Annotated in this window: 11 protein-coding genes; 6 read left to right on the top strand and 5 right to left on the bottom strand. The window is 75.2% G+C overall.

Annotated elements, in window-relative coordinates; translation table 11 throughout:
* Positions 1–21: 21 nt before the first annotated feature.
* Positions 22–264, bottom strand: a complete 243-nt coding sequence (locus ACZ7GX_RS35075; protein WP_498783216.1) for a phosphopantetheine-binding protein — start codon at positions 262–264, stop codon at positions 22–24.
* Between the two features lie 288 nt (positions 265–552).
* On the opposite strand from ACZ7GX_RS35075, the gene ACZ7GX_RS35070 reads away from it, so the two are divergent.
* Complete coding sequence (locus ACZ7GX_RS35070; protein WP_498783214.1) at positions 553–2,034, top strand: amino acid adenylation domain-containing protein; 1,482 nt, start codon at positions 553–555, stop codon at positions 2,032–2,034.
* Between the two features lie 211 nt (positions 2,035–2,245).
* Here the strand turns inward: ACZ7GX_RS35070 and ACZ7GX_RS35065 are convergent, their stop codons facing one another.
* Both ACZ7GX_RS35065 and ACZ7GX_RS35060 read right to left on the bottom strand, forming a co-directional pair.
* A complete protein-coding gene (locus ACZ7GX_RS35065; protein WP_498783213.1) occupies positions 2,246–2,818 on the bottom strand; it encodes an LOG family protein in 573 nt (190 codons plus the stop codon).
* Between the two features lie 17 nt (positions 2,819–2,835).
* Positions 2,836–4,131 (bottom strand): Zn-dependent hydrolase, encoded by a 1,296-nt coding sequence (locus tag ACZ7GX_RS35060; RefSeq protein ID WP_498783211.1) that lies wholly within the window; start codon positions 4,129–4,131, stop codon positions 2,836–2,838.
* 208 nt (positions 4,132–4,339) lie between these two features.
* Here ACZ7GX_RS35060 and ACZ7GX_RS35055 point away from each other — a divergent pair, with 208 nt between their 5' ends.
* Genes ACZ7GX_RS35055 through ACZ7GX_RS35035 form a run of 5 tightly spaced genes read left to right on the top strand, consistent with a single transcriptional unit; the run spans position 4,340 to position 9,394 of the window.
* Complete coding sequence (locus ACZ7GX_RS35055; RefSeq protein ID WP_230572455.1) at positions 4,340–4,537, top strand: MbtH family protein; 198 nt, start codon at positions 4,340–4,342, stop codon at positions 4,535–4,537.
* Positions 4,538–4,540: 3 nt separating this feature from the next.
* Positions 4,541–5,578, top strand: a complete 1,038-nt coding sequence (locus ACZ7GX_RS35050; RefSeq protein WP_498783210.1) for a cysteine synthase family protein — start codon at positions 4,541–4,543, stop codon at positions 5,576–5,578.
* Positions 5,578–7,113 (top strand): argininosuccinate lyase, encoded by a 1,536-nt coding sequence (locus tag ACZ7GX_RS35045; RefSeq protein ID WP_498783208.1) that lies wholly within the window; start codon positions 5,578–5,580, stop codon positions 7,111–7,113. Before ACZ7GX_RS35050 ends, ACZ7GX_RS35045 begins: the two co-directional genes overlap by 1 nt.
* Positions 7,110–8,312 (top strand): ATP-grasp domain-containing protein, encoded by a 1,203-nt coding sequence (locus ACZ7GX_RS35040; protein ID WP_498783206.1) that lies wholly within the window; start codon positions 7,110–7,112, stop codon positions 8,310–8,312. The genes ACZ7GX_RS35045 and ACZ7GX_RS35040 overlap by 4 nt, the downstream gene beginning before the upstream one ends.
* A 14-nt stretch (positions 8,313–8,326) precedes the next feature.
* Positions 8,327–9,394, top strand: coding sequence for a GntG family PLP-dependent aldolase (locus tag ACZ7GX_RS35035; RefSeq protein WP_498783204.1), 1,068 nt, complete (start codon positions 8,327–8,329; stop codon positions 9,392–9,394).
* A 118-nt stretch (positions 9,395–9,512) separates the two neighbouring features.
* On the opposite strand, the gene ACZ7GX_RS35030 is transcribed toward ACZ7GX_RS35035, so the two are convergent.
* Complete coding sequence (locus ACZ7GX_RS35030) at positions 9,513–10,736, bottom strand: MFS transporter (RefSeq protein ID WP_498783202.1); 1,224 nt, start codon at positions 10,734–10,736, stop codon at positions 9,513–9,515.
* The gene (locus ACZ7GX_RS35025) at positions 10,729–19,767 is read right to left on the bottom strand and encodes an amino acid adenylation domain-containing protein (protein WP_498783200.1); all 9,039 of its coding nucleotides are present in this window, start codon (positions 19,765–19,767) and stop codon (positions 10,729–10,731) included. The genes ACZ7GX_RS35030 and ACZ7GX_RS35025 overlap by 8 nt, the downstream gene beginning before the upstream one ends.

Below are 19,767 nucleotides of genomic sequence, written 5' to 3'. Positions count from 1 at the left end.
GGGCGGGGCGGGACGCTCGGCTCAGCCGCGCGGCCCGGCGGGTTCCGCGCCGGTCACCAGCAGCCGCAGCGCGTCGAGCCCGTCCGCTTGGAGCACGTCGAGGTAGTCCAGGTCGCGCCCGGTCGCCTCGAACACCCGCGTGGCCAGCAGCACGGCCTTGAACGAGTCCCCGCCCGCCTCGATGAACCCCACCGCGGGATCGGTCGCCGGTCCGAGGACCTCCCGCCACAGGTCGAGCAGGAGTTCGTCACGGTCGAGCGCCACTATCGCATCCCCCTCGATCGGCACAAGACGATCCGGAAAGGGCTCACCGCAAATTCGACCGAGCCGGTCCCCGAACCGTCCGACAGTCAATTTCCCCATTCAGTCGGACCGTACCACAACGGATCGGGAGGGGAAGGGGTCCACGCGCCCAAGATCAATTCGGTGCACGTCGGGCGATCGGTCTCGACCGCGTTCCCGGGAATACGCCGTCCGGGTCCGCCGGCAATTTGTGGTTCACTGGCGGTCGGAGAAACCCGAAACGGACCGCGGTGGACCGGGAGGGCGCCAATGGGCGTGGTGTCGTTGTGGGACTTGTTCACCTCGAGCGCCGCCACGCACCGCGGGTTCGTGGCGCTCGAAGCGGAGGGCCGCAGGCTCACCTACGCGGAGTTGGCGCGGGCCGCCGAGCGGGTGGCGGGTCTGGTCGGGCGGGCCAACGGCGGACCGCCCGCGCGCCTGGGCCTGCTCGCCGCGCGCGGCGTGGTGGCGTTCACCGGCTACCTGGCGGCCGTGCGCCTGGGCGCGGCCGTGGTGCCGCTCAACCCGGCGTTCCCGCGGGCGCGCAACGAGCTGTTCGCGCGTGCGGCCGGCGTCGACCTCGTGCTCGCGGACGCGGCCGACACCGCGCAGCTCAGCGCCCTGGGCGGTGGTCTGGCCCTCACCCCGGACGAGGCGCTGACCGGTCCGGTCGCCCCGGCGCCCGCCCGCGACGATCCCGACCCGCTGGTCTACGTGGTGTCGACCTCGGGCTCGACGGGCCGGCCCAAGGGCGTGCCGATCCGGTGGCGCAACCTGCTGCCCTGGCTCCGGTTCAACGGGCCGCGGCGCGGCATGGCGGCGGGCGACCGGGTGTCGCAGACCTTCGACCTCACCTTCGACCCGTCCGTCGCGGACATGTGGCTGGCGTGGACGGCCGGCGCGACGCTGGTCGTGCCCGAGCCGCACGAGGTGCTCAAACCGGTCGGGTACGTGCGCGACCGCCGCATCACGCACTGGTGGTCGGTGCCGTCGACGATCGCCGTCGCGGAACGGCTGGAAGGGCTCGAACCGGGCAGCATGCCGACGTTGCGGCGCAGCGTGTTCGGCGGGGACCGGCTGCTGCCCGGCCAGGCCGCGCGGTGGCGGCGGGCCGCGCCGAACAGCCGCCTGCTGAACTCCTACGGCCCCAGCGAGGTGACGATCTCCGTCAGCAGGCACGAGCTCACCGGGGACGAGGACGGGCTGCCCACGGTGCCGATCGGCCGGATCTACCCGCACATGGAGCACGTCGTGCTGGACGAGGACGGCCGGCCGGCGCCGGTGGGCGAGCTGTGCGTGCGCGGGCCGCAGCGGTTCGACGGCTACCTCGACCCGGCGGACAACGCGGGCCGGTTCACGGCCTGGGAGGGCGGCCGCGCGCGGGTGTTCGAGGACCGCGTGCCGACCGACCGGCATTGGTACCGGACTGGCGACCGGGTCGCCGAGGAGAATGGCCGGCTGCTATTCCTTGGTCGCGTGGACAACCAGGTGAAAATTCGTGGTTACCGCATTGAGCCGGGTGAGGTGGAATCTGTTCTGTGTCGTCACCCGGATGTCCGCGATGCGGTGGTGAATGCGGTCACGCAAAGCGATCGGACGGATCTCGTCGCCCGTTACACGGGTAATCCGGTGCCGGTGAGTCACCTGATCGACCTAGTGCGCGAGCACCTGCCCCCCTACATGCTCCCGCACCGCTTCGAGCACTGCGACGAGCTGCCGCTGAGCCCGAACGGAAAAATCCTCCGGACGTGACACGCGTCGGATCCGCGCGCGACACGGACCGGTAGCGCGGAGATCGTGCCGCGGTTCCCCGGCCGGGGGAGGGCTGGGCGGCCACCGTGGCGCGGTCGAGGCACCGCACCGACCGCGGGCCGGTGGCGGAGTGTCGACCGGCTCCGATCGGGGCCGAGGCGACGGCCCGGAACCCGGTCGGATCCGGGTCCCGGGCCGTTCGGCGGGGTGGTCAGCGGGCGGCGAGCTCGGCGACCCGTCGTGCGCCGCACAGGTCCAGCGCCTCCTCCGCGGTCGAGGCCAGCCGCACGAGGCCGCGTTCGCCGCCGGAGATGAAGCCCTCGCGGGAGCTGCGGTCCAGCAGCGCGCCCAGCGGGCGGTAGTAGCCGTCCACGTCCAGCAGCACCACGGGCTTGTCGTGCAGGCCGATCTTGACCCACGTCAACGCCTCGAACAGCTCGTCGAAGGTGCCGAAACCGCCGGGCAGCACGATGAACGCGTCCGCCAGCCGGTACATCATGGACTTGCGCTCGTGCATGGTGTCCACGAGGTGGATCTCGTCGATGTCGGTCTTCACCGGGTCGTACTGGGTCAGGTGGTGGGGGATGACGCCGGTGACGTGGGCGCCCGAGGTGAGCGCCCCGTCGGCCACCGCGCCCATCAGCCCGCCCCCGCTGCCGCCGTACACCAGGCCGATGCCGCGCCTGCCCAGCTCGGCGCCCAGCTCGGCCGCGCGGGCCAGGTAGGCGCCGCCGCGACCGGGGTTGGCGCCGCAGAACACCGCGATCCTCTGTGGACTGGTCATGGTCTCCTCCTCGTGGCTCATGGCCGCGCCACCCCGAGCACGGTGCGCAGCAGCGTGTCCGCGCCCGCCACCAGGTGGGTGTCGTCGGTGTCTTCGTGCGGTGCGTGGCTGATCCCGTCCCGGCTCGGCACGAAGATCATCCCGATCGGCGCGAGGGACGCGACCACCTGCGCGTCGTGGCCCGCCCCGCTGTCCAGGGCGGCGTGCCGCAGGCCCAGGCCGTCGGCCGCGTCGGCGATGGCGCGGCTCAGCGCGTCGTCGGTGGCGACCGGCTGGGTGATCCGGGCGGGCAGCACCTCGATCCCGGTGTCGGTCGCCTCGGCGAGCTGCGCCAGCTCGGTGGTGATCGCCAGTTCGGCGGCGCGCAGCCGGTCCGCGCGGCCGTCCCGGATCTCGGCGGTGAGCCGCGCGGTGCCGGGGATCACGTTGGTGGTGCCCGGGTCCACGCTGATCCGGCCCACTGTGGACACCCGGCACAGGTCGCGGGTGCGGGCCAGCTTCTCGATCGCCAGCACCGCCCGCGCGGCCACGGTGAGGGCGTCGCGGCGGGCCCACATCGGCGTGGTGCCGGCGTGGTCCTGGTCGCCGCGCACGGTGATGTCGAGGATGGTGCGGCCGGTGATGGCTTGAACGACCCCGATGGGGACGCCCGCCTGCTCCAGCACGGGGCCCTGCTCGATGTGCAGCTCCAGGTAGCCCGCGACCGACCCGGCGGGCCACGCCGCGTCCGCGATGTTGTCCAGGTCGCCGCCCGCGGCGCGCAGGGCGTCCGGCAGCGCCACGCCGTTCGCGGTCATCCGCCGGGCGTGCTCGGTGTCCACCCGGCCGACCAGGCCGAGGGAACCGAAGAACGGGTAGGGGAAGAACGCGCCCTCCTCGTTGGTGAACGCCACCGCGACCGGCTCGTAGGCCAGCTCGACGTCGTGCGCGGCCAGCACCCGCAACACCTCGCACGCGGCCATCACGCCGTAGGTGCCGTCCAGCCTGCCGCCGTCGACCACCGTGTCGATGTGCGAGCCCATGAGCAGCACCGGCCGGTCCGGGCGAGCGGCGCCGGGCCGCCGCACGACGAGGTTGCCCGCCTCGTCGGTGCGGGCCACCAGCCCGTCGCGGCGGCACTGCTCGGCGAGGTACGCGCGGGCCGCGGTCTCCTCGGGGGTGAGGCCGAGCCGGGTGATCCCCCGCCCCGGCCGGGCGCCGATGCGGGAGATCTCGGCCAGCCGGCGCAGCAGCAGCACACCGTCGACGTGCAACTCGTCATCGGGCCACGGCCACGCGGCCGGGCGCACTGATCCTTCGGCGGGAATGCTCATGGGACTTCGACCTGCCTTCGACGGGGGCCGGACCGGCTGGGTGACACCGTCGCCGGATCCACGGGACTGCCACCACTGAACCGCCCGGTCCTATCGATCCGGCATCGGTGGCCGATCGACGCCGACCGGGCGATAGCGGCGGGATAGGACCGCGGTAAACGGCCGTCGGAACCTGGTGTCCCCGGCACGACGGCGAGAGGCGGAGACCGTGTCCGACAGCGAGGCGACCTTCAAGGTCGTGGTGAACCACGAGGAGCAGTACTCGATCTGGCCGGCCGGTCGGGACGTCCCGGCCGGCTGGCGCGACGGCGGCGCGACGGGCACCCGCGAGGAGTGCCTGGGGCACATCGAGCGGGTGTGGACCGACATGCGCCCGCTCAGCCTGCGCACGCGGTCCGGGGGCTGAGCCGTGCCCGCGTTCGGCGACGTGGTCGAGGCGTACCGGATCCCCGTGGTGGTGCGCCTGACGGACAACCTCTACGCGTTGGCCTACCGGCTGATGAAGATGGTGCCCGCGCGGCACATCATGCGGCAGGCGGCCGACCAGGGCCTGCTGGAGGCGGGCACGACGGTCGTCGAGACCACCTCCGGCACGTTCGGGCTGGCGCTGGCCATGGAGTGCGCGATCACCGGGCGGCCGCTGGTGCTGGTCAGCGACCCGGTGATCGACGCGCCCCTGCAACGCAGGCTCGAAGACCTCGGCGCGACCGTGGACATCGTGCGCGAACGCGCGCCCGGCGGCGGCTACCAGGCCACCCGGCTGGCCAGGGTGGCGGAGCTGATGGCCTCGCTGCCGTCGGCGTTCTGCCCCGAGCAGTACGCCAACCCGGCCAACCCGGCGTCCTACGCGCTGGTGGCCGAGCTGCTCGCCGACCAGCTCGGCCAGGTGGACTGCCTGGTCGGCCCGGTCGGGTCGGGCGGCTCGATGTGCGGCACGGCGAGCGCGCTGCGCGAGGCGTTCCCGGACCTGCGGGCCGTCGGCGTGGACACCCACCGCAGCGTGCTGTTCGGCCAGCCCGACGGGCTGCGGGCGCTGCGCGGGCTGGGCAACAGCCTGGTGCCCGCGAACCTGGACCACCGGCAGTTCGACGAGGTGCACTGGGTCGACGCGGGCCGCGCCTACGCCGCCACCAGGGACCTGCACCGCAGGCACGCCCTGTTCATGGGGCCGACCAGCGGCGCGTCCTACCTGGCCGGCGCGTGGTGGGCGGCGCGCAACCCGGACGCGCTGACCGTCGTGGTGCTGCCCGACGAGGGGTACCGCTACCTCGACACGGTCTACGACGACGGGTGGCTGGCGGCGGGCGGCTGGTCCGCCGACGCGCCCGCCGGCGCGCCGGTGACCGCGAGCGCGGCCTCGGACGCGGTGGCCGGCTGGTCCCGGCTGCCGTGGGGACGCCGTTCGCTGGCCGAGGTCGTGGGCGCGGACCTGGCGGGAGTCGCGTGATGGACGTGCCGACCGTCGCGCCGCCGAGGTCCGCGGTGGGCACCGGGCGGGTGGTCGGCGGGCTCGGCGCCCGCTCCGCGCGCATCGTGTTCGGCGCGACCGCGGATGCCGGGATCGACGCCGAACTGCCCTGGGTCAGCACGATCGACCAGGCGCACCTGCTGATGCTCGCCGCCCGCGGGCTGATCGCGCCGGAGTCCGCCGCCGCGCTGCTGGTCGAGATCGACCGGCTGCGCGGTGACGGGTTCGCGCCGCTGCGCGGGCGGCCCGCGGTGCGCGGGGCGTACCTGCTGTACGAGGAGCACCTGATCGGGCTGCTCGGCCCCGCCGTCGGCGGCGTCCTGCACACCGGGCGCTCCCGCAACGACCTGAAGGCCACCGTGCACCAGTTGCGGGCCCGCGAGCAGGTGGCGGCGGTGCTGAGCGGCCTGCTTCGGCTGCAGGCCGTGCTGCTGGCCGCCGCACGGCGGCACCGCAGGACCGTGATGCCCGCGTTCAGCCAGTACCAGCCCGCCGTGCCGGTGAGCTACGGCTGGTACCTGCTGGGCATCGCGGAGGCGCTGGACGAGGACATCACCGGCGTGTGGCACGCCGCCCGCTCGCTGCGCCGGTGCCCGCTGGGCGCGGCGGCGGGCGCGGGCACCGACGTGCCGGTCGACCCGGCGCACACGGCGCGGCTGCTCGGGTTCGACGAGCCGGTGGAGCACGCGGGCTACTCCGTCGCCTCGCGTGACGGGCTGGTCCGGCTGCTGTCGGCGGGCGCGCTGGCCGGGCTGACGCTGTCCCGGCTGGCCGCCGACCTCCAGCTGTGGAGCACGCCCGAGTTCGGCCTGGTCGACTTCCCGGACAGCCTGGTCGGCTCCAGCTCCGCCATGCCGCAGAAGCGCAACCCGTTCCTGCTGGAGCACATCAAGGGCGGCGCCGGCGCGTTGATCGGCGCGTGGACGGCGGCGGCGAGCGTCACGCGCGGGGTGCCGTTCGGCAACTCGGTGGAGGCGACCACGGACGCCGTCGCGCCGGTCTGGCCCGCGTTCGGGCAGCTCGTCGACGTGCTCGGGCTCGCGCTGTCCGTCGTGGCCGGCGCGCGGCCGAGGGCGGGCGCGATGCTCGCCGACGCCGACCGCGGCGGCACGGTGGCGACCGCGCTGGCCAACCGACTGGTCACCGCCGGGGTGCCGTTCCGGGTCGCGCACCGCGCGGTCGGCCGGCTGATCACCGGCCTGGCGGGCGGCGGTCCCGTGTCCGGGTCCGCGATGGTGGCGGCCTCCGCCGACCTCGACCGGGTCCTGTGCGACGAGGGGTTCCCGGTGGACCTGGGCGCGGTGCTCACCGGGTTGGACCCGGCCGCGGTCTGCGCGGCGACCGACTTCGGCGGCGGGCCGGGTCCGCGCTCGTTCGACCGGGCCCACGCGCGGCTGCTGGCCGACTGGCGGGACCGGGTGCGGGACGCGCGGGCCTGGGCCGGCCGGGTGCGGGCCGCGGACGACGAGCGGTCGGCCGCGGTGCACGCGCTGGTCGCCGGGGCGGGGCGGTGAGCGCGGGTCGGCTGGCGCTGGTGGAGAGCAACACCACCGGCACCGGCCGCGACTTCGCGGTGGCCGCCCGCCGGCTCGGCCTGCGCCCGGTGCTGCTCACCAAGGGGGAGCGGCGCTACCCGTACGCGGCCGAACTGGACCTGGACGTGCTGCCGGTGGACACCGCCTCGGCGGAGGCCGTGCGGACCGCGTGCGCGGCGTTGCCGGGATTGCGCGGCGTCACCAGCAGCAGCGAGTACTTCATCGGCGTGGCCGCCGCCGTGGCCCGGGACCTCGGGCTGCCCGGCGTGGACCCGGACGGGATCGCCGTCTGCCGCGACAAGGTGGCCGCCCGGGAGCGGCTGGGCCACCTCGGGGCGCCGGACTTCGCGGGGTGCCGCACGCCCGCCGAGGCGGTGGCGGCGGCCCGCGCGTTCGGCCCTGTGGTGGTCAAACCGGGCCGCGGTTCCGGCTCGTGCGGGGTCCGCGCGTGCGCCGACCCCGAGGAGGCCGGGCGCTGGGCCGCCCGGCTGTTCGCCGACGGCGCGGCGGAGGTGCTGGTGGAGCGGGAGATCACCGGTCCCGAGTTCTCGGTGGAGGTGCTGGCGGGCGAGCTCGTCGGCGTGACCGCCAAGCACCTCGGCCCGAAGCCGCACTTCGTCGAGCACGGGCACGACTTCCCCGCGCCCGTGCCCCGGTCGACGTCCGCCGCGCTGGGCTCGGCCGCGCTGGCGGCGCTGGAGGCGTGCGGCCTGCCGGACGGCACCGCGCACGTCGAGTTCCGCTGGGCGGACGGCCGACCGTGGCTGATCGAGGTCAACCCGCGGCTGGCGGGCGGCCTCATCCCCCGCCTCGTGCGGCACGCGTCGGGACGGGACCTGGTGGCGGAGGTGGTCGCCCGCGCCGCCGGCCTGGCGCCGCCCTCCCCGTCGGCGCCCGCGGCACCGGCTCACGCCTCGATCCGCTTCCTGGTGCCGCCCGCCGGCGTCGTGACCTCGGTGTCCGGTGTGGACGACGCGCGCCGGGCCCCGGGCGTGACCGAAGCCGTGTGCACGGCGACACCGGGGGAGCGGCTGACCCCCGACCACAGCTTCACCGACCGCCGGGGCCACGTCATCGCCGTGGGCGCGACGGCGGCGCAGGCCATCGCGCGGGCGGGATCGGCGCACGCGCGCATCCGGATCGCGACCGCACCGATCCCGGTGCCGGCCACCCGTTGAGAAGAGGACGTGCCATGCCGAGTTCGATCGTGGAGCTGCGCAGCGACACCTTCACCACCCCGACGTCGGAGATGCTGGCCGCGATGGTCGGCGCGCCGCTGGGCGACGACGTCTACGGCGAGGACCCGACCGTGGCCCGGCTCGAGGAGCGGTCGGCGGACCTGCTCGGCAAGCAGGCCGGTTGCCTGCTGCCCAGCGGCACCATGGCCAACCTGGCCGCGATCATGGCCCACGCGCCGCGCGGCACGGGCGTGCTGGCCGCGCGGGACTCGGACATCTACGCCTACGAGGCCCACGGCGTCTCGGTGCTCGGCGGGCTGGCGCTGCACCCGGTCGAGACCGACGAGCACGGCCGACCGCGGCCGGAGTCCCTGCTCGCCGCGCTGCCGGAGGACGTCGACGACCCGCAGTTCGCGGTGCCGGCCGTGGTGTGCGTGGAGAACACGGCCAACCGGGCGGGCGGCGTCGCGCTGACGGCCGCCGAACTGGCGACCGTGGCCGACTTCGCCACCGCGCACGGGATGAGGTTCCACCTGGACGGCGCGCGGATCTTCAACGCCGCCGTCGCGCTCGGCGTGCCGCCGGCGGACCTGGTCCGGCACGCGGACTCGGTGCAGTTCTGCCTGTCCAAGGGGCTGTCGGCGCCGATCGGGTCGGTGGTGGTGGGTTCGGCGGACTTCGTGGCCGCCGTCCGCCGGCTGCGCAAGATGCTCGGCGGCGGGATGCGCCAGGCGGGCGTGCTGGCGGCGGCCGGCCTCGTCGCGCTCGACACCGGGATCGACCGGCTGGCCGAGGACCACGCCAACGCCCGTGCGCTGGCCGAGGGCCTGGCCGGGGTGCCGGGCGTCGAGGTCGACCAGGTCCGCGTGCGCACCAACATGGTCCGCTTCCGGCTGACCGGCTCGCGCCTGACGCACGCCGCGCTCATCGAGCTGGCCGCGCGCGACGGCGTCCGGCTGGCGGAGCTGGGCCGCGGCACCCTCCGCGCGGTCACCCACCGGGGCGTGGACGCCGCCGACGTGTCGCGCGCGGTGTCCACCATCGCGGCGATCGTGCGGGAGCACTCGCCCGTCGCGGTCTGATCGTGCGCGTGCGAAGAGGCCGGTGGTCCGCAGACCACCGGCCTCTTCGCTGTCACGTCGACGGGGTGTGCGCTGTCGGGGTGCGGGCCGCCGCACGACCGGGCCGGCCCGCTGCCCGTCAGCGCTCCGCGCCCACCGGCACGGGCGGTTCGCCGGCCACCACCGGGGCCTGCCGGGCCGACGCCCGCAGGGTCAGGGCGGCCCCGGCCAGCAGCACCACCGCGCCCACCGCGAACAGCACTTGGTACCCCAGCACGGTGAGCAGGCCGCTGCCCAGCGCGACCGACAGCGCCAACGGCGCGGACACCGCCAGGTCCGCCGCGGAGAACACCCGGCCCTGGAGGTTCTTCGGCGTGTTCGTCTGCAGGTAGGTGATCAGACCCACGCCCGCCAGCGGCAGGCAGACCCCGGCGACCGCCATCGACACCAGCACCACCGGCAGCGACGGCACCACGAGCAGCACCAGGCTCACCGCGTACCCGGCGAGGCCGAGCCGCACCAGCCGCAGCTCGCCGAGGCGTCGGTTCAGCCGCCCCGCGAACGGCCCGATCAGCACCGCCGCCGCGCCCTGCACCACGCCGGTGATGCCGACGAACGCCGGGTCGAGGCCGAGCCCGTCGCCGATCGCCGAGAAGATGCCCGACTCGCCGAACCCGTACGCCAGCGCGGCCACCCCGAACCCGAGCACCAGCCAGCGCATCACGCGGTGGTCGACCACGTACCGGACGCCCTGCGCGATGTCCGCCCCGAACGCCCGGCCGCTGGGCTCCGGCCGCTCCTCCCGCACCCGCATCCGCAGCAGGAACGCCACCGCGGCCAGGAACGTCAACGCGTCCAGCACGATCACCGCGGGCGCGCCGAGCCAGACGAACAGCCCGGCCCCGACCAGGGGCGCGACGATCCGCAGCGCCTCCCTGGTCGAGCGCAGCAACCCGTTGGCCTCGGCCAGCCGGTCGGCGGGCAGCACGTCGGCGATCAGCGCGGACTGCGCCGACCCGATCACCTTGTTCACCGCGCCGTAGGCGAACATCACCAGGTAGACGAGCCACACGTCCTCGGGGCCGTCCACCAGCAGCAGCGGCAGCACCACCACCGCGCCCACCAGGTTCGCGGACACCAGCAGCCGGGACCGGCGCACCCGGTCCACCACCGCGCCGAGCACGGGCGCGGCCAGCGCGGCGGCGGAGAAGAAGAACATCACCAGCCCGGCCTCCGCCGAACTGCCGGTCAGCGTCTTCACCCAGATGGCGAGCGCCAGCCACAGCGCCGAGTCGCCGAGCCCGGACAACGACTGGCCGACCAGGTAGAGCCGGACCACGCGGTCGCGCAGCACGCTAGTCATGGATGATCTCCAAGTCCGCGACGCCCATCTCGGCGTGCACCTCGCGCAGGAACTCGCGCCCCACGTCGCCGTTGGTCATGACCACCAGACCCGCCTCCGTCTCCCAGTCGAACGTGGTCAAGCACTTGTAGCCCGGCGTCTCGCCGCCGTGCCCGATCCGGGTCCGGCCGCCGAGGCGGAACACGAACACGCCGAGCCCGTAGCCGGAACCCATGCCCGGCGTGCCCAGCTGCCCGCCGAGCGAGGCCGGCAGCAGCGACGACCGGCCGTGCGCGGCCCGGTGCACCTCGAGCGTGATCCGGGCCAGGTCGGTCGCGGTGGTCCACAACCCGGCCGCGGCGTGCTCGGGCAGCACCCGCCACCCGCCGGGGTACGCCTCGCCGGTCGCCCGGTGCCCGCTGGCCACGTCGGCCCGACCGGCCACGAACTCCGCCCCGTAACCGCTGGCGCGCAGCCCGAGCGGGGCGAGCACCAGGTCGTGGGCCGCCACCGCGAACGACGTGCCGGTGACGTCCTCGACGAGCTGCTGGAGCACGGTGTAGTGGCTGCCCGAGTAGCGGTACCGCTCGCCGGGCGGCAGCTCGCCGCGCACCGCGGGCGTGTCGACCCGCGCGGAACCGGTCAGCACCTCCGCCAGCGGCGGCACCGGCCCGTCCGGCGGGTAGCCCGAGTAGTCGTGGAACGTCAGCCCGCCGGTGTGGTCGAGCAGTTGCCGCACGGTCACCGGCGACCCGACCCGCCAGCCGCGCAGGTGCGCGTCGGCCGGCGCGTCCAGCTCGACCAGCCCCGCGTCGACGAGCCGGAGCACGGTCAGCGCGGCGACCTGCTTGCTCGCCGAACCCGCCTGGAACACCGTGCCGGGCGTGATCGGCGCGGACTCGCCGCGGCGCAGCACGCCGTGCGCGAACGCCCGCACCGGTTCGCCGTCCACCACCACGGCGGCGCTCAAGCCGGGCAGCGCCCGACGGGCGGCGGGCACCAGCAGCACCGGCGCGCCCGGGAACACCCGGGTCGCCACCGGGTCGGCCGGCGGCGCCGGCAGGGCCGCCAGCAGCCGCAGGTGGTCGAGCACCGCGTCCGCGAGGCGGCGCACGGTCGCCCCGTCGTGCCGGGCGGTGGAGAACTTCCACGTCACGTGCAGGCCGTCCGCGTCCAGCGCGGCGTCCACTTCGAGCAGGTACGGCCGCACGCCCTCGGGCGAGCGCGCCACCCCGGTCGGCCCGTCGACCGGCCGCAGGAACTCGCGCGTCCCCCCGGTGTGCCGACCGTGGTAGTTCAGCACGAGCTGCGCGGCCTGCCGCCCGCCGGACAGCCCGTAGCCGATGCCGTGGTCGGGCACGCCGTGCAGCTGCTCGGCGGCCACGGCCAGGTCGGTCGCGGCGTCGCCCGTCAGCTCGACCAGCACCGGCTGCACCGCGGTGAACCAGCCGACCGTGCGGGACAGGTCCACGTCGGCGAACAGCGGCTCGCGACCGTGGCGCTCGACGTCGACCAGGGCGGTCCGCCGTCCCGTCCAGTCGGCCAGGGCTCGGGACACCGAGGCCAGCAGCAGGTCTTCCACCCGGTGCGGCGAGCCGGTCACCAGCCCGGCCGGCACGCGGGTGGTGATCTCGACCGCCGACCCCTCGGTGTGGGCGCCGGTCACGTGGTCGACGGGCAGGTCGGCGGCGGCGGAGAAGTCCAACCCCCGCCAGTACGCGGCCTCGCCCGCGAACTCGTCGCCGGTGGCGTGCGCGGCCAACCTGGACGCCCAGTGCTGCACGGACGTGGTCTTGGCGGGCAGGGCGACCGGCTCGCCGTCGCGCACCTGCCGGTACGCGGTGGTGAGGTCGTCGAGCAGGACGCCCCACGACACGGTGTCCACGGCCAGGTGGTGGATCACCAGCAGCAGCCGGTCACCGTCCTCCCCGCGGCACAGCACCGCCCGCAGCAGCGGACCGCCGGCGAGGCTCAGCCCGCGGTGGGCCTCGTCCGCCGCGTCGGCCAGCTCGTCGTCGGCGACCACCCGCACCTCGGGCGCGTCGGTCACGTCGGCGAGCCGCTGCTCCCAGCCGTGCTCGCCGCGCGTGAGCCGCAGCCGCAGCGCGTCGTGGTGCCCGACGAGCACCGCCAGCGCGGACCGCAGCACGTCGGGGTCCAGGCGTTCGTCGGCGGCCAGCAGGGCGCTCTGGTTGTAGTGGTCGTGCGGCCAGTCCAGTTCGGTGAACCAGCGCTGGACCGGGGTCTGCGCCACCGGCCCGGTGATCACGCCCTGGTCCGCGTGCACCGCGACGGCGGCCCGCGCGTCCAGGTCGTCCACGGCGAGGCCGGCGATCGTGGGGTGGTCCATCAGGCGGCGCGGGCTGATCGGGATGCCCGCCTGCCGCGCCCGGGACACGATCCGGATCGCCAGCACCGAGTCGCCGCCGAGGTCGAACAGGTTGTCGTGCACGCCGACCCGGTCCACGCCGAGCACGTCGGCCCAGATGTCGGCCATCGTCTGCTCCCGGCCGCTGCGCGGCGGCAGGAACCCGGCGGGCGCGGTCGTCACGGCCGTCGGCGCGGTGCCCACCACGCTCGGGGCGAGCAGGGCCGGCAACTCGCCCAAGGTCCGCTCGTCCTCGGCGACCAGGGCCCGCAGCACCACCAGGCAGTCCTCGGCGAGCCGCCGGGCGGTTCCCGGGCGGTACCGGTCGCGCTGGTGGTTGAGCTGCAGTTGCAGGCCGTCGCGCAGGATGGCGTCCAGCACCAGCGGGTAGCCGGTGTCCAGGGCCTCGGTGGACGCGATCGCCGCCACGCCGGGCGGCAGGGCCTGCGTGCCGTAGCGCTCGTTGTGGAACACCACGATGCTGTCGAACAGCCGCCGGGACCGGTCGGCCGGGTCGGCCTGCCTGCGGACCTCGGTCATCGTGCAGTGCTCGTGCTCGCGCAGCCGCACCAACTGCTCGTGCAGGCCGCGCAGCCAGCCGCCGACCGGGGCCGCGCCGTCCAGGCCGACCCGCACCGGCAGGGTGTTCATGACCATGCCGACGACGTCCTGCACCTCGGGCGCGGACCGGCCGGTCACGGTGGACCCGAACAGCACGTCCGACCGGCCGCCGTGGTGGCCCAGCACCAACGCCCACGCGGCGTGCACCAGCGCGCCCGCCGTGACGCGATGGCGTCGGGTCGCCCGGTGCACGGCGGCCACGAGGTCCGCCGGCGCGTCGACGACCACGATGCCGTTGCCGATCCGGCCGTCCTCGTTCTCGTCCTCGGCCCGACCCGCCTCGACCGGATCGGCCGCGGGCAGCGGGGTCGGCTCGGTGAACCCGGCGAGCACGCCCGCCCAGTGCCGGGCGTCCGCGTCGCGGTCACGGCCGGCGAGCCAGGCCAGGTAGTCGCGGTAGGGCGTCGGCTCGGGCAGTTCCGGTGGCGCGTCGCCCTCGCCCAGTGCCCGGTACGCGGCGTGCGCCTCGCGGAACACCGCCGTCGCGCTCCAGCCGTCCAGCACGATGTGGTGCGTGCGCCACAGCAGTTCCGCGCTCCGGTCGCCGGTGCGGACGAGGGTGAGCCGCATCGGCGGCGCCGCGGACAGGTCGAACGGCGTGCGCTGCTGCGCGGTCATCAGCTCGCGGAGCCGGTCGGGGCGCTCGTCGGCGGGCAGGCCGCGCCAGTCGAGCACGGACAGCTGCACGTCCTCGGCGCGCAGCACCACCTGGTGCGGTTCGGCCAGGCCCTGCCAGACGAACGCGGTGCGCAGCGCGGCGTGCCGCCGTGCGACCAGCCGCCAGGCCCGTTCCCAGCGCTCCGCGTCCGCGTCTTCGTCCAGGTGGAAGCCGAACACCTGCACGTACGCGCTGTCCTCGCCGATGGAGTGCACCAGGATGCCGGTCTGGAGGGCGGACAGCGGATAGGCATCGGCCACCGCGTCGGCGCCGAAGCGGGCGTGCAGCTGCGCCAGCACGTCGTCGTCGGGTCCGGTCGTGTCGACCGGGGCTGCTCCGGTGGCGGCCACGCTCGCGACGGAGGCCAGTGCGGCGATCGTCGGGTGGTCGAACACGTGACCGGGCCGCAGCCGGAGACCGGCGTCCCGGGCCCGCGCCACCACCTGCATGGCGAGGATGGAGTCGCCGCCCCACTCCACGAAGTCGTCGTGCGGCCCGATGTCGGGCACGCCGAGCACGTCGGACCAGATCGCGGTCAGGATGCGCTCCGCCTCGGCGGACCGCGACCCGACCGGCGCCGCGGCCGGTTCGACCGGCGTTGCCACGACCGGCGCTGCGGCCGGCTCGAAGCGCGTCGCCCCCACCGGGGCCGCGGACGACACGAGCACCTCGTCCGGTGACGCCCCGGCCGCCAGTCGGGCCAGCACCTCTCCGTATTCGGCGAGCAGCGCCGCGCTGTCCGCCGCGGTCACCCGCTCGGGGTCGGCGAACAACGACACCTCGACCGCGTCGCGGTCCGCGATGTCCAGCACCAGCGGGTGACCGGACCGGCCGTGGTCGTGCGCGACCGCGCTCAGCACCGCGCCCGGCAGCCGCACCTGTCCGGTGGGGACGTTGTCGAACACCACGATGCTGTCGAACAACGACCGCCCGGCCGGCACGCCGCAGTGCCGCCGCACCTCGCCCGGCACGCTGTGCTCGAAGGGCCGCAGCGCCCACTGCTCGGCGCGCAGCCGGTGCAGCCAGTCGCCGGTGGTCTCGCCGGGGGTGAACCGGACTCGGGTCGGCACGGTGTTCATCAACATGCCGACCACGCGGTCCAGGTCCGGCAGGTCCGCCGACCGCCCGGCGACCACCGTGCCGAAGACGACGTCGCGCCGACCGCTGTTGCGGGCCAGCACCAGGCCCCACGCGCCCTGCATCAACCCACCGAGCGTGCCGCGGTGGCGACGGGCCAGCGCCCGCAGCGCCGCACTGTCCTCATCGGACAGCACGACCCGGTCCTCGCGCGGTGCCGGCCGCTTCGTGGTCGCGGGTTCGGGCCCGACCGCCGGGATCGGCGTCGGTTCGGTGAAGCCCGCCAGGGCGTCGCGCCAATAAGCGGATTCCTCGGCCCGGTCGCGACCGGCCAGCCAGGCGAGGTGGCGCAGCGAGTCCACCGGCTCGGGCAGCTCGGGTGCGGGGGCGCCGACCGCGAACGCGCGGTAGAGCGCGACCAGCTCGCCCAGCACGATCGGCATGCTCCAGCCGTCCAGCAGGGCGTGGTGCAGCACCCAGACCACGTGGTGCGCCTGCTCGGCCACGCGGACCAGGTGCACCCGCACCGGCGGCCGGTCCTCGGCGAACCCGCGCGAGCGCTCGGCGCGCAGCAGCCCGGCGAGCCGTTCGGCCGGAGGTTCGGGGTGCGGGTCCCGCCAGTCGTGTCGCTCCACCGCGAGCACGGCGTCCGGGTGCACCACTTGGACGGGGTGCGGCAGGTCGCGCCAGTGCAACGAGGTCCGCAGCGCGGCGTGCCGCTGGGCCACCGCCCGCCACGCCCGCGCCATCGCGTCGTGGTCGAGGACGCCGTCGAAGGTGAGCACGAACTGCTCCAGGTAGTCGCCGGCCTCCGGATCGGCCACCGCGCTGAGCAACATCCCGGCCTGCAAGGGCGACAACCGGTGCACCGCACCGAGCTTCGCCAACGCCGCCACACCGGGCACTGGGCCCAGCCCCGTCAACGCCGCCGCACCGCGCACCGCGTCCAGCCCGGCCACCGCCGTCGCATCCGGCCCGGTCGCCGCCGCCGCATCCGGCACCGCATCCGGCCCAGTCGACGCCGCCGCACCGGGCACCGGGCCGTTCCCGACCGCCGCGTCACCGGCAGTGATCACGTCACCGGGGCCGACCGCGCCGGCCAGTTCGGCGATCGTCTGGTGGCGGAAGAGCGCGCTCACCGACATCGCCAGGCCGGCCCGCCGCGCCCGGGCCGCGACCCGGATCGCCAGCACCGAATCGCCGCCCACCTCGAAGAAGTTCTCCCGCACCCCGACCGACCGGCCCAGCACCTCCCGCCACACGGCGACCAGCAGGTGCTCCACGGGAGTGCTCGGCGCGTCGTCGGCGGCACGGCCGGCGGCGGCCGAACCCGGTGCCGGCAGCGCGGTGCGGTCCACCTTGCCCGCACTGGTCAACGGCATCCGGTCGAGCACGACGAACACCGACGGCACCATGTAGTCCGGCAGCACCTCGGCCAGGAACGCGCGCAGCTCGGCCGGCGTCGGGGGAGCGGTCCGGTCCGCCGCGACCAGGTAGCCCACCAGCCGCTTGTGGCCACCGGTCCCGGTGACCGCCGCGGCCACCGCGTCCACCACGCCGGGGTGCAGGCCCAACCGCGCCTCGACCTCGCCCAGTTCGATGCGGTACCCGCGCACCTTCACCTGGAAGTCGGTGCGCCCCAGGAAGTCCAGCTCGCCGTCCGGCCGGTAGCGGGCCAGGTCGCCGGTGCGGTACAGCCGGTCGCCGGGCTCGCCGAACGGGTCGGGCACGAACTTCTCCGCGGTCAGCGCGGCCCGGTGCAGGTAACCGCGGGCCACGCCGATGCCGCCGATGTACAGCTCGCCGACCACGCCGACCGGCATCGGGTTCAGGCCGCTGTCCAGCACGTACATCCGGATGTTGTCGATGGGCCTGCCGATGGGCACCGACCGCGACGGGTCGAAGTCGTCCTCGACCACGTGCACCGAGCAGCCGACCACGGTCTCGGTCGGGCCGTACTCGTTGATGATCCGGGCGTTCGGCGCGACCTGCCGCCAGCCCGCCACGGTCTCCGGCCGGACCTCGTCCGCGCCGACCACGAACGTGCGCACGGAACGCACCGAACCCGGGTCGAGCATCCCGCGCAGCACGTCCAGGTGCCCGGGGGTGATCTTGAGCAGGCTGAAGTCGCCCGGGTCGGCCAGCACGCCCGCCAGCGTCTCCAGGCTGCGGTCCGGCGGCAGCAGAGTCACGCACCGGCCGCCGACCAGCGGCAGCCAGAAGTTCGGCACCGACAGGTCGAACGCGATGGAGCCGAGCATCGGCGCGCCGCGCTCGCCCTCCAGCCCGTAGCCGGTGATCGCCCAGTGCAGGTAGTTGACCACGCCGACGTGCGGCACCAGCACGCCCTTGGGCTTGCCCGTCGAGCCGGACGTGTACATGACGTAGAGCAGGTTCCCGGCGTCGGACAACGGCTCCGGCGCGCTGCGCGGTCGGGCGTCGATCTCCGGCCAGTCGGCGTCCACCAGCACGAACCGGCCCGCGAACGCCTCCGGCACGGCCGAGCGCAGCGCGGCCGTGGTGACCACGATCGGCGCGGCGGTGTCGGTGAGGATCCACTCCAGCCGGGCGCTGGGCAACGCGGCGTCCAGCGGCACGTAGGCCGCACCCGCCTTCAGGATGCCCAGCAGCGCCACGAACATCTCGGTCGAGTGGCCGACGCACGCCGCCACCAGGGACTCCCGGCCGACGCCCATCGCCCGCAGGTGGTGGGCGAGCTGGTTGGCCCGCTCGTCCAGCTCCCGGTACGTCACCGTACCGCCGTCCACGGCACGGACCGCGACCCGGTCGGGCTCCTCCCGGGCCCACCGCTCGAACAGCCCGTGCACGGTGGCGTCGTCGGGGAACACCGCGTCGGTGTCGTTCCACCTCCGCAGGGCGCGGTCGCGCTCGGCCGGGGTGAGCACGTCCAGCTCCGCCAGCGGGCGGTCCGGCGTGGCGACGGCGCGGCCGATCAGCTCGGCCAGGTGGTCCAGCAACCGCCGCGCGGTCGCGTCCTCGTACAGGCCGCGCGCGTAGGTCAGGACCAGCTCGACGCAGTCCGGCCTGGTGATCGCGAACAGGGTCAGGTCCACCTTGGCGTGGCCGTCGTCCACCGGGACCGGCTCGACCGCCAGCCCGGCGAACCGCCACGGCGTGGCACCGGCCTCGAACGCCTGGAACAGCACCTGGAACACGGGGTTGTGCTCGGCGCTGCGCTCCACCCGCAGGTCGGCGACCACCTGGTCGAACGGCACGTCGGAGTGGGCCAGCGCGTCGAGCACCGAGCGGTTCACCCGGCGCACCGACTCGGCCGCGGTCGGGTCGCCGGACAGGTCGACGGGGATGGCCACGGTGTTGGCGAACAACCCGACCAGCGGCTCGGTCTGCGGCGTCGGCCGGCCCGCGACCAGCGAGCCGATCGCGAACCTCGGCTGCCCGGTGTAGCGGTGCAGCAGCCCGGCGAACAGCGCCAGCACCGTGCTGAACACGGTCGTGCCCGAGGCGGCGGCCAGCCGGTGCACGCCCGCGGAGGTCTCGGCGGAGAGCCGGGCGCGGATCGTCGCGCCGCGGTGGTCCGCGACGTCGCGGGCCCGGTCGGTCGGCAGCTCCAGCACGGGCGCGGCGCCGTCCAGCGCGGTGCGCCAGTGGTCGAGCTGGCGGCGGCCCAGCGGCCCGGCCACCCGTTCGGCCTGCCACCGCGCGTAGTCCGCGTAACGGACGTCCAGCTCGGGCAGCGAGGGCTCGGCACCGGTGTGGAACGCCTCGTAGAACGCGGTCAGCTCGCGGGCCAGGATGCCGCCGGACCACTCGTCGACCAGCAGGTGGTGCGCCCGGATCACCAGCAGGTGCTCCTCGGCGTCCCCGGAGACCGGCACCAGCACCGCGCCGAACAGCGGCCCGGCGGCCAGGTCGAACGGGACGCGGGCGAGCGCTGCGGCCAGGGCGAGCGCGCCGTCCAGGTCGTGCGGCTCCTCGACCCGCAGCAGGTCCGCCGACACGTCGCCGAGCACCTGCACGGGGCCGTTCTCGCCCTCCGGGTAGGCGCTGCGCAGCACCTCGTGCCGGTGGGCCAGGGCGGCGAACGCGGCGGCCAGCGCGCCGCGGTCCACCACACCGCGCAGCCACATCGACCACTGGACGCCGTACACGGCGTTGTCGGTCAGGAGTTGGTTGGCCAGCCACATCCCGTGCTGCACCGGGGAGAGGGCGGTCGGCCCGTCACCGGTGAGCCGGCGGATCTCCGGCCGGTCCGGCGCGCCGGCCGACGCACGGCCGCGCAACCGCTGCTCGATCAACCGCTGCTTCGCCGTGCTCATCTCGCCCGGCCGCACTGCTTCGGTGGTCAT

Source organism: Actinosynnema sp. NPDC037264, from assembly GCF_055603705.1.
This window is presented reverse-complemented; position numbering and strand designations above follow the sequence as displayed.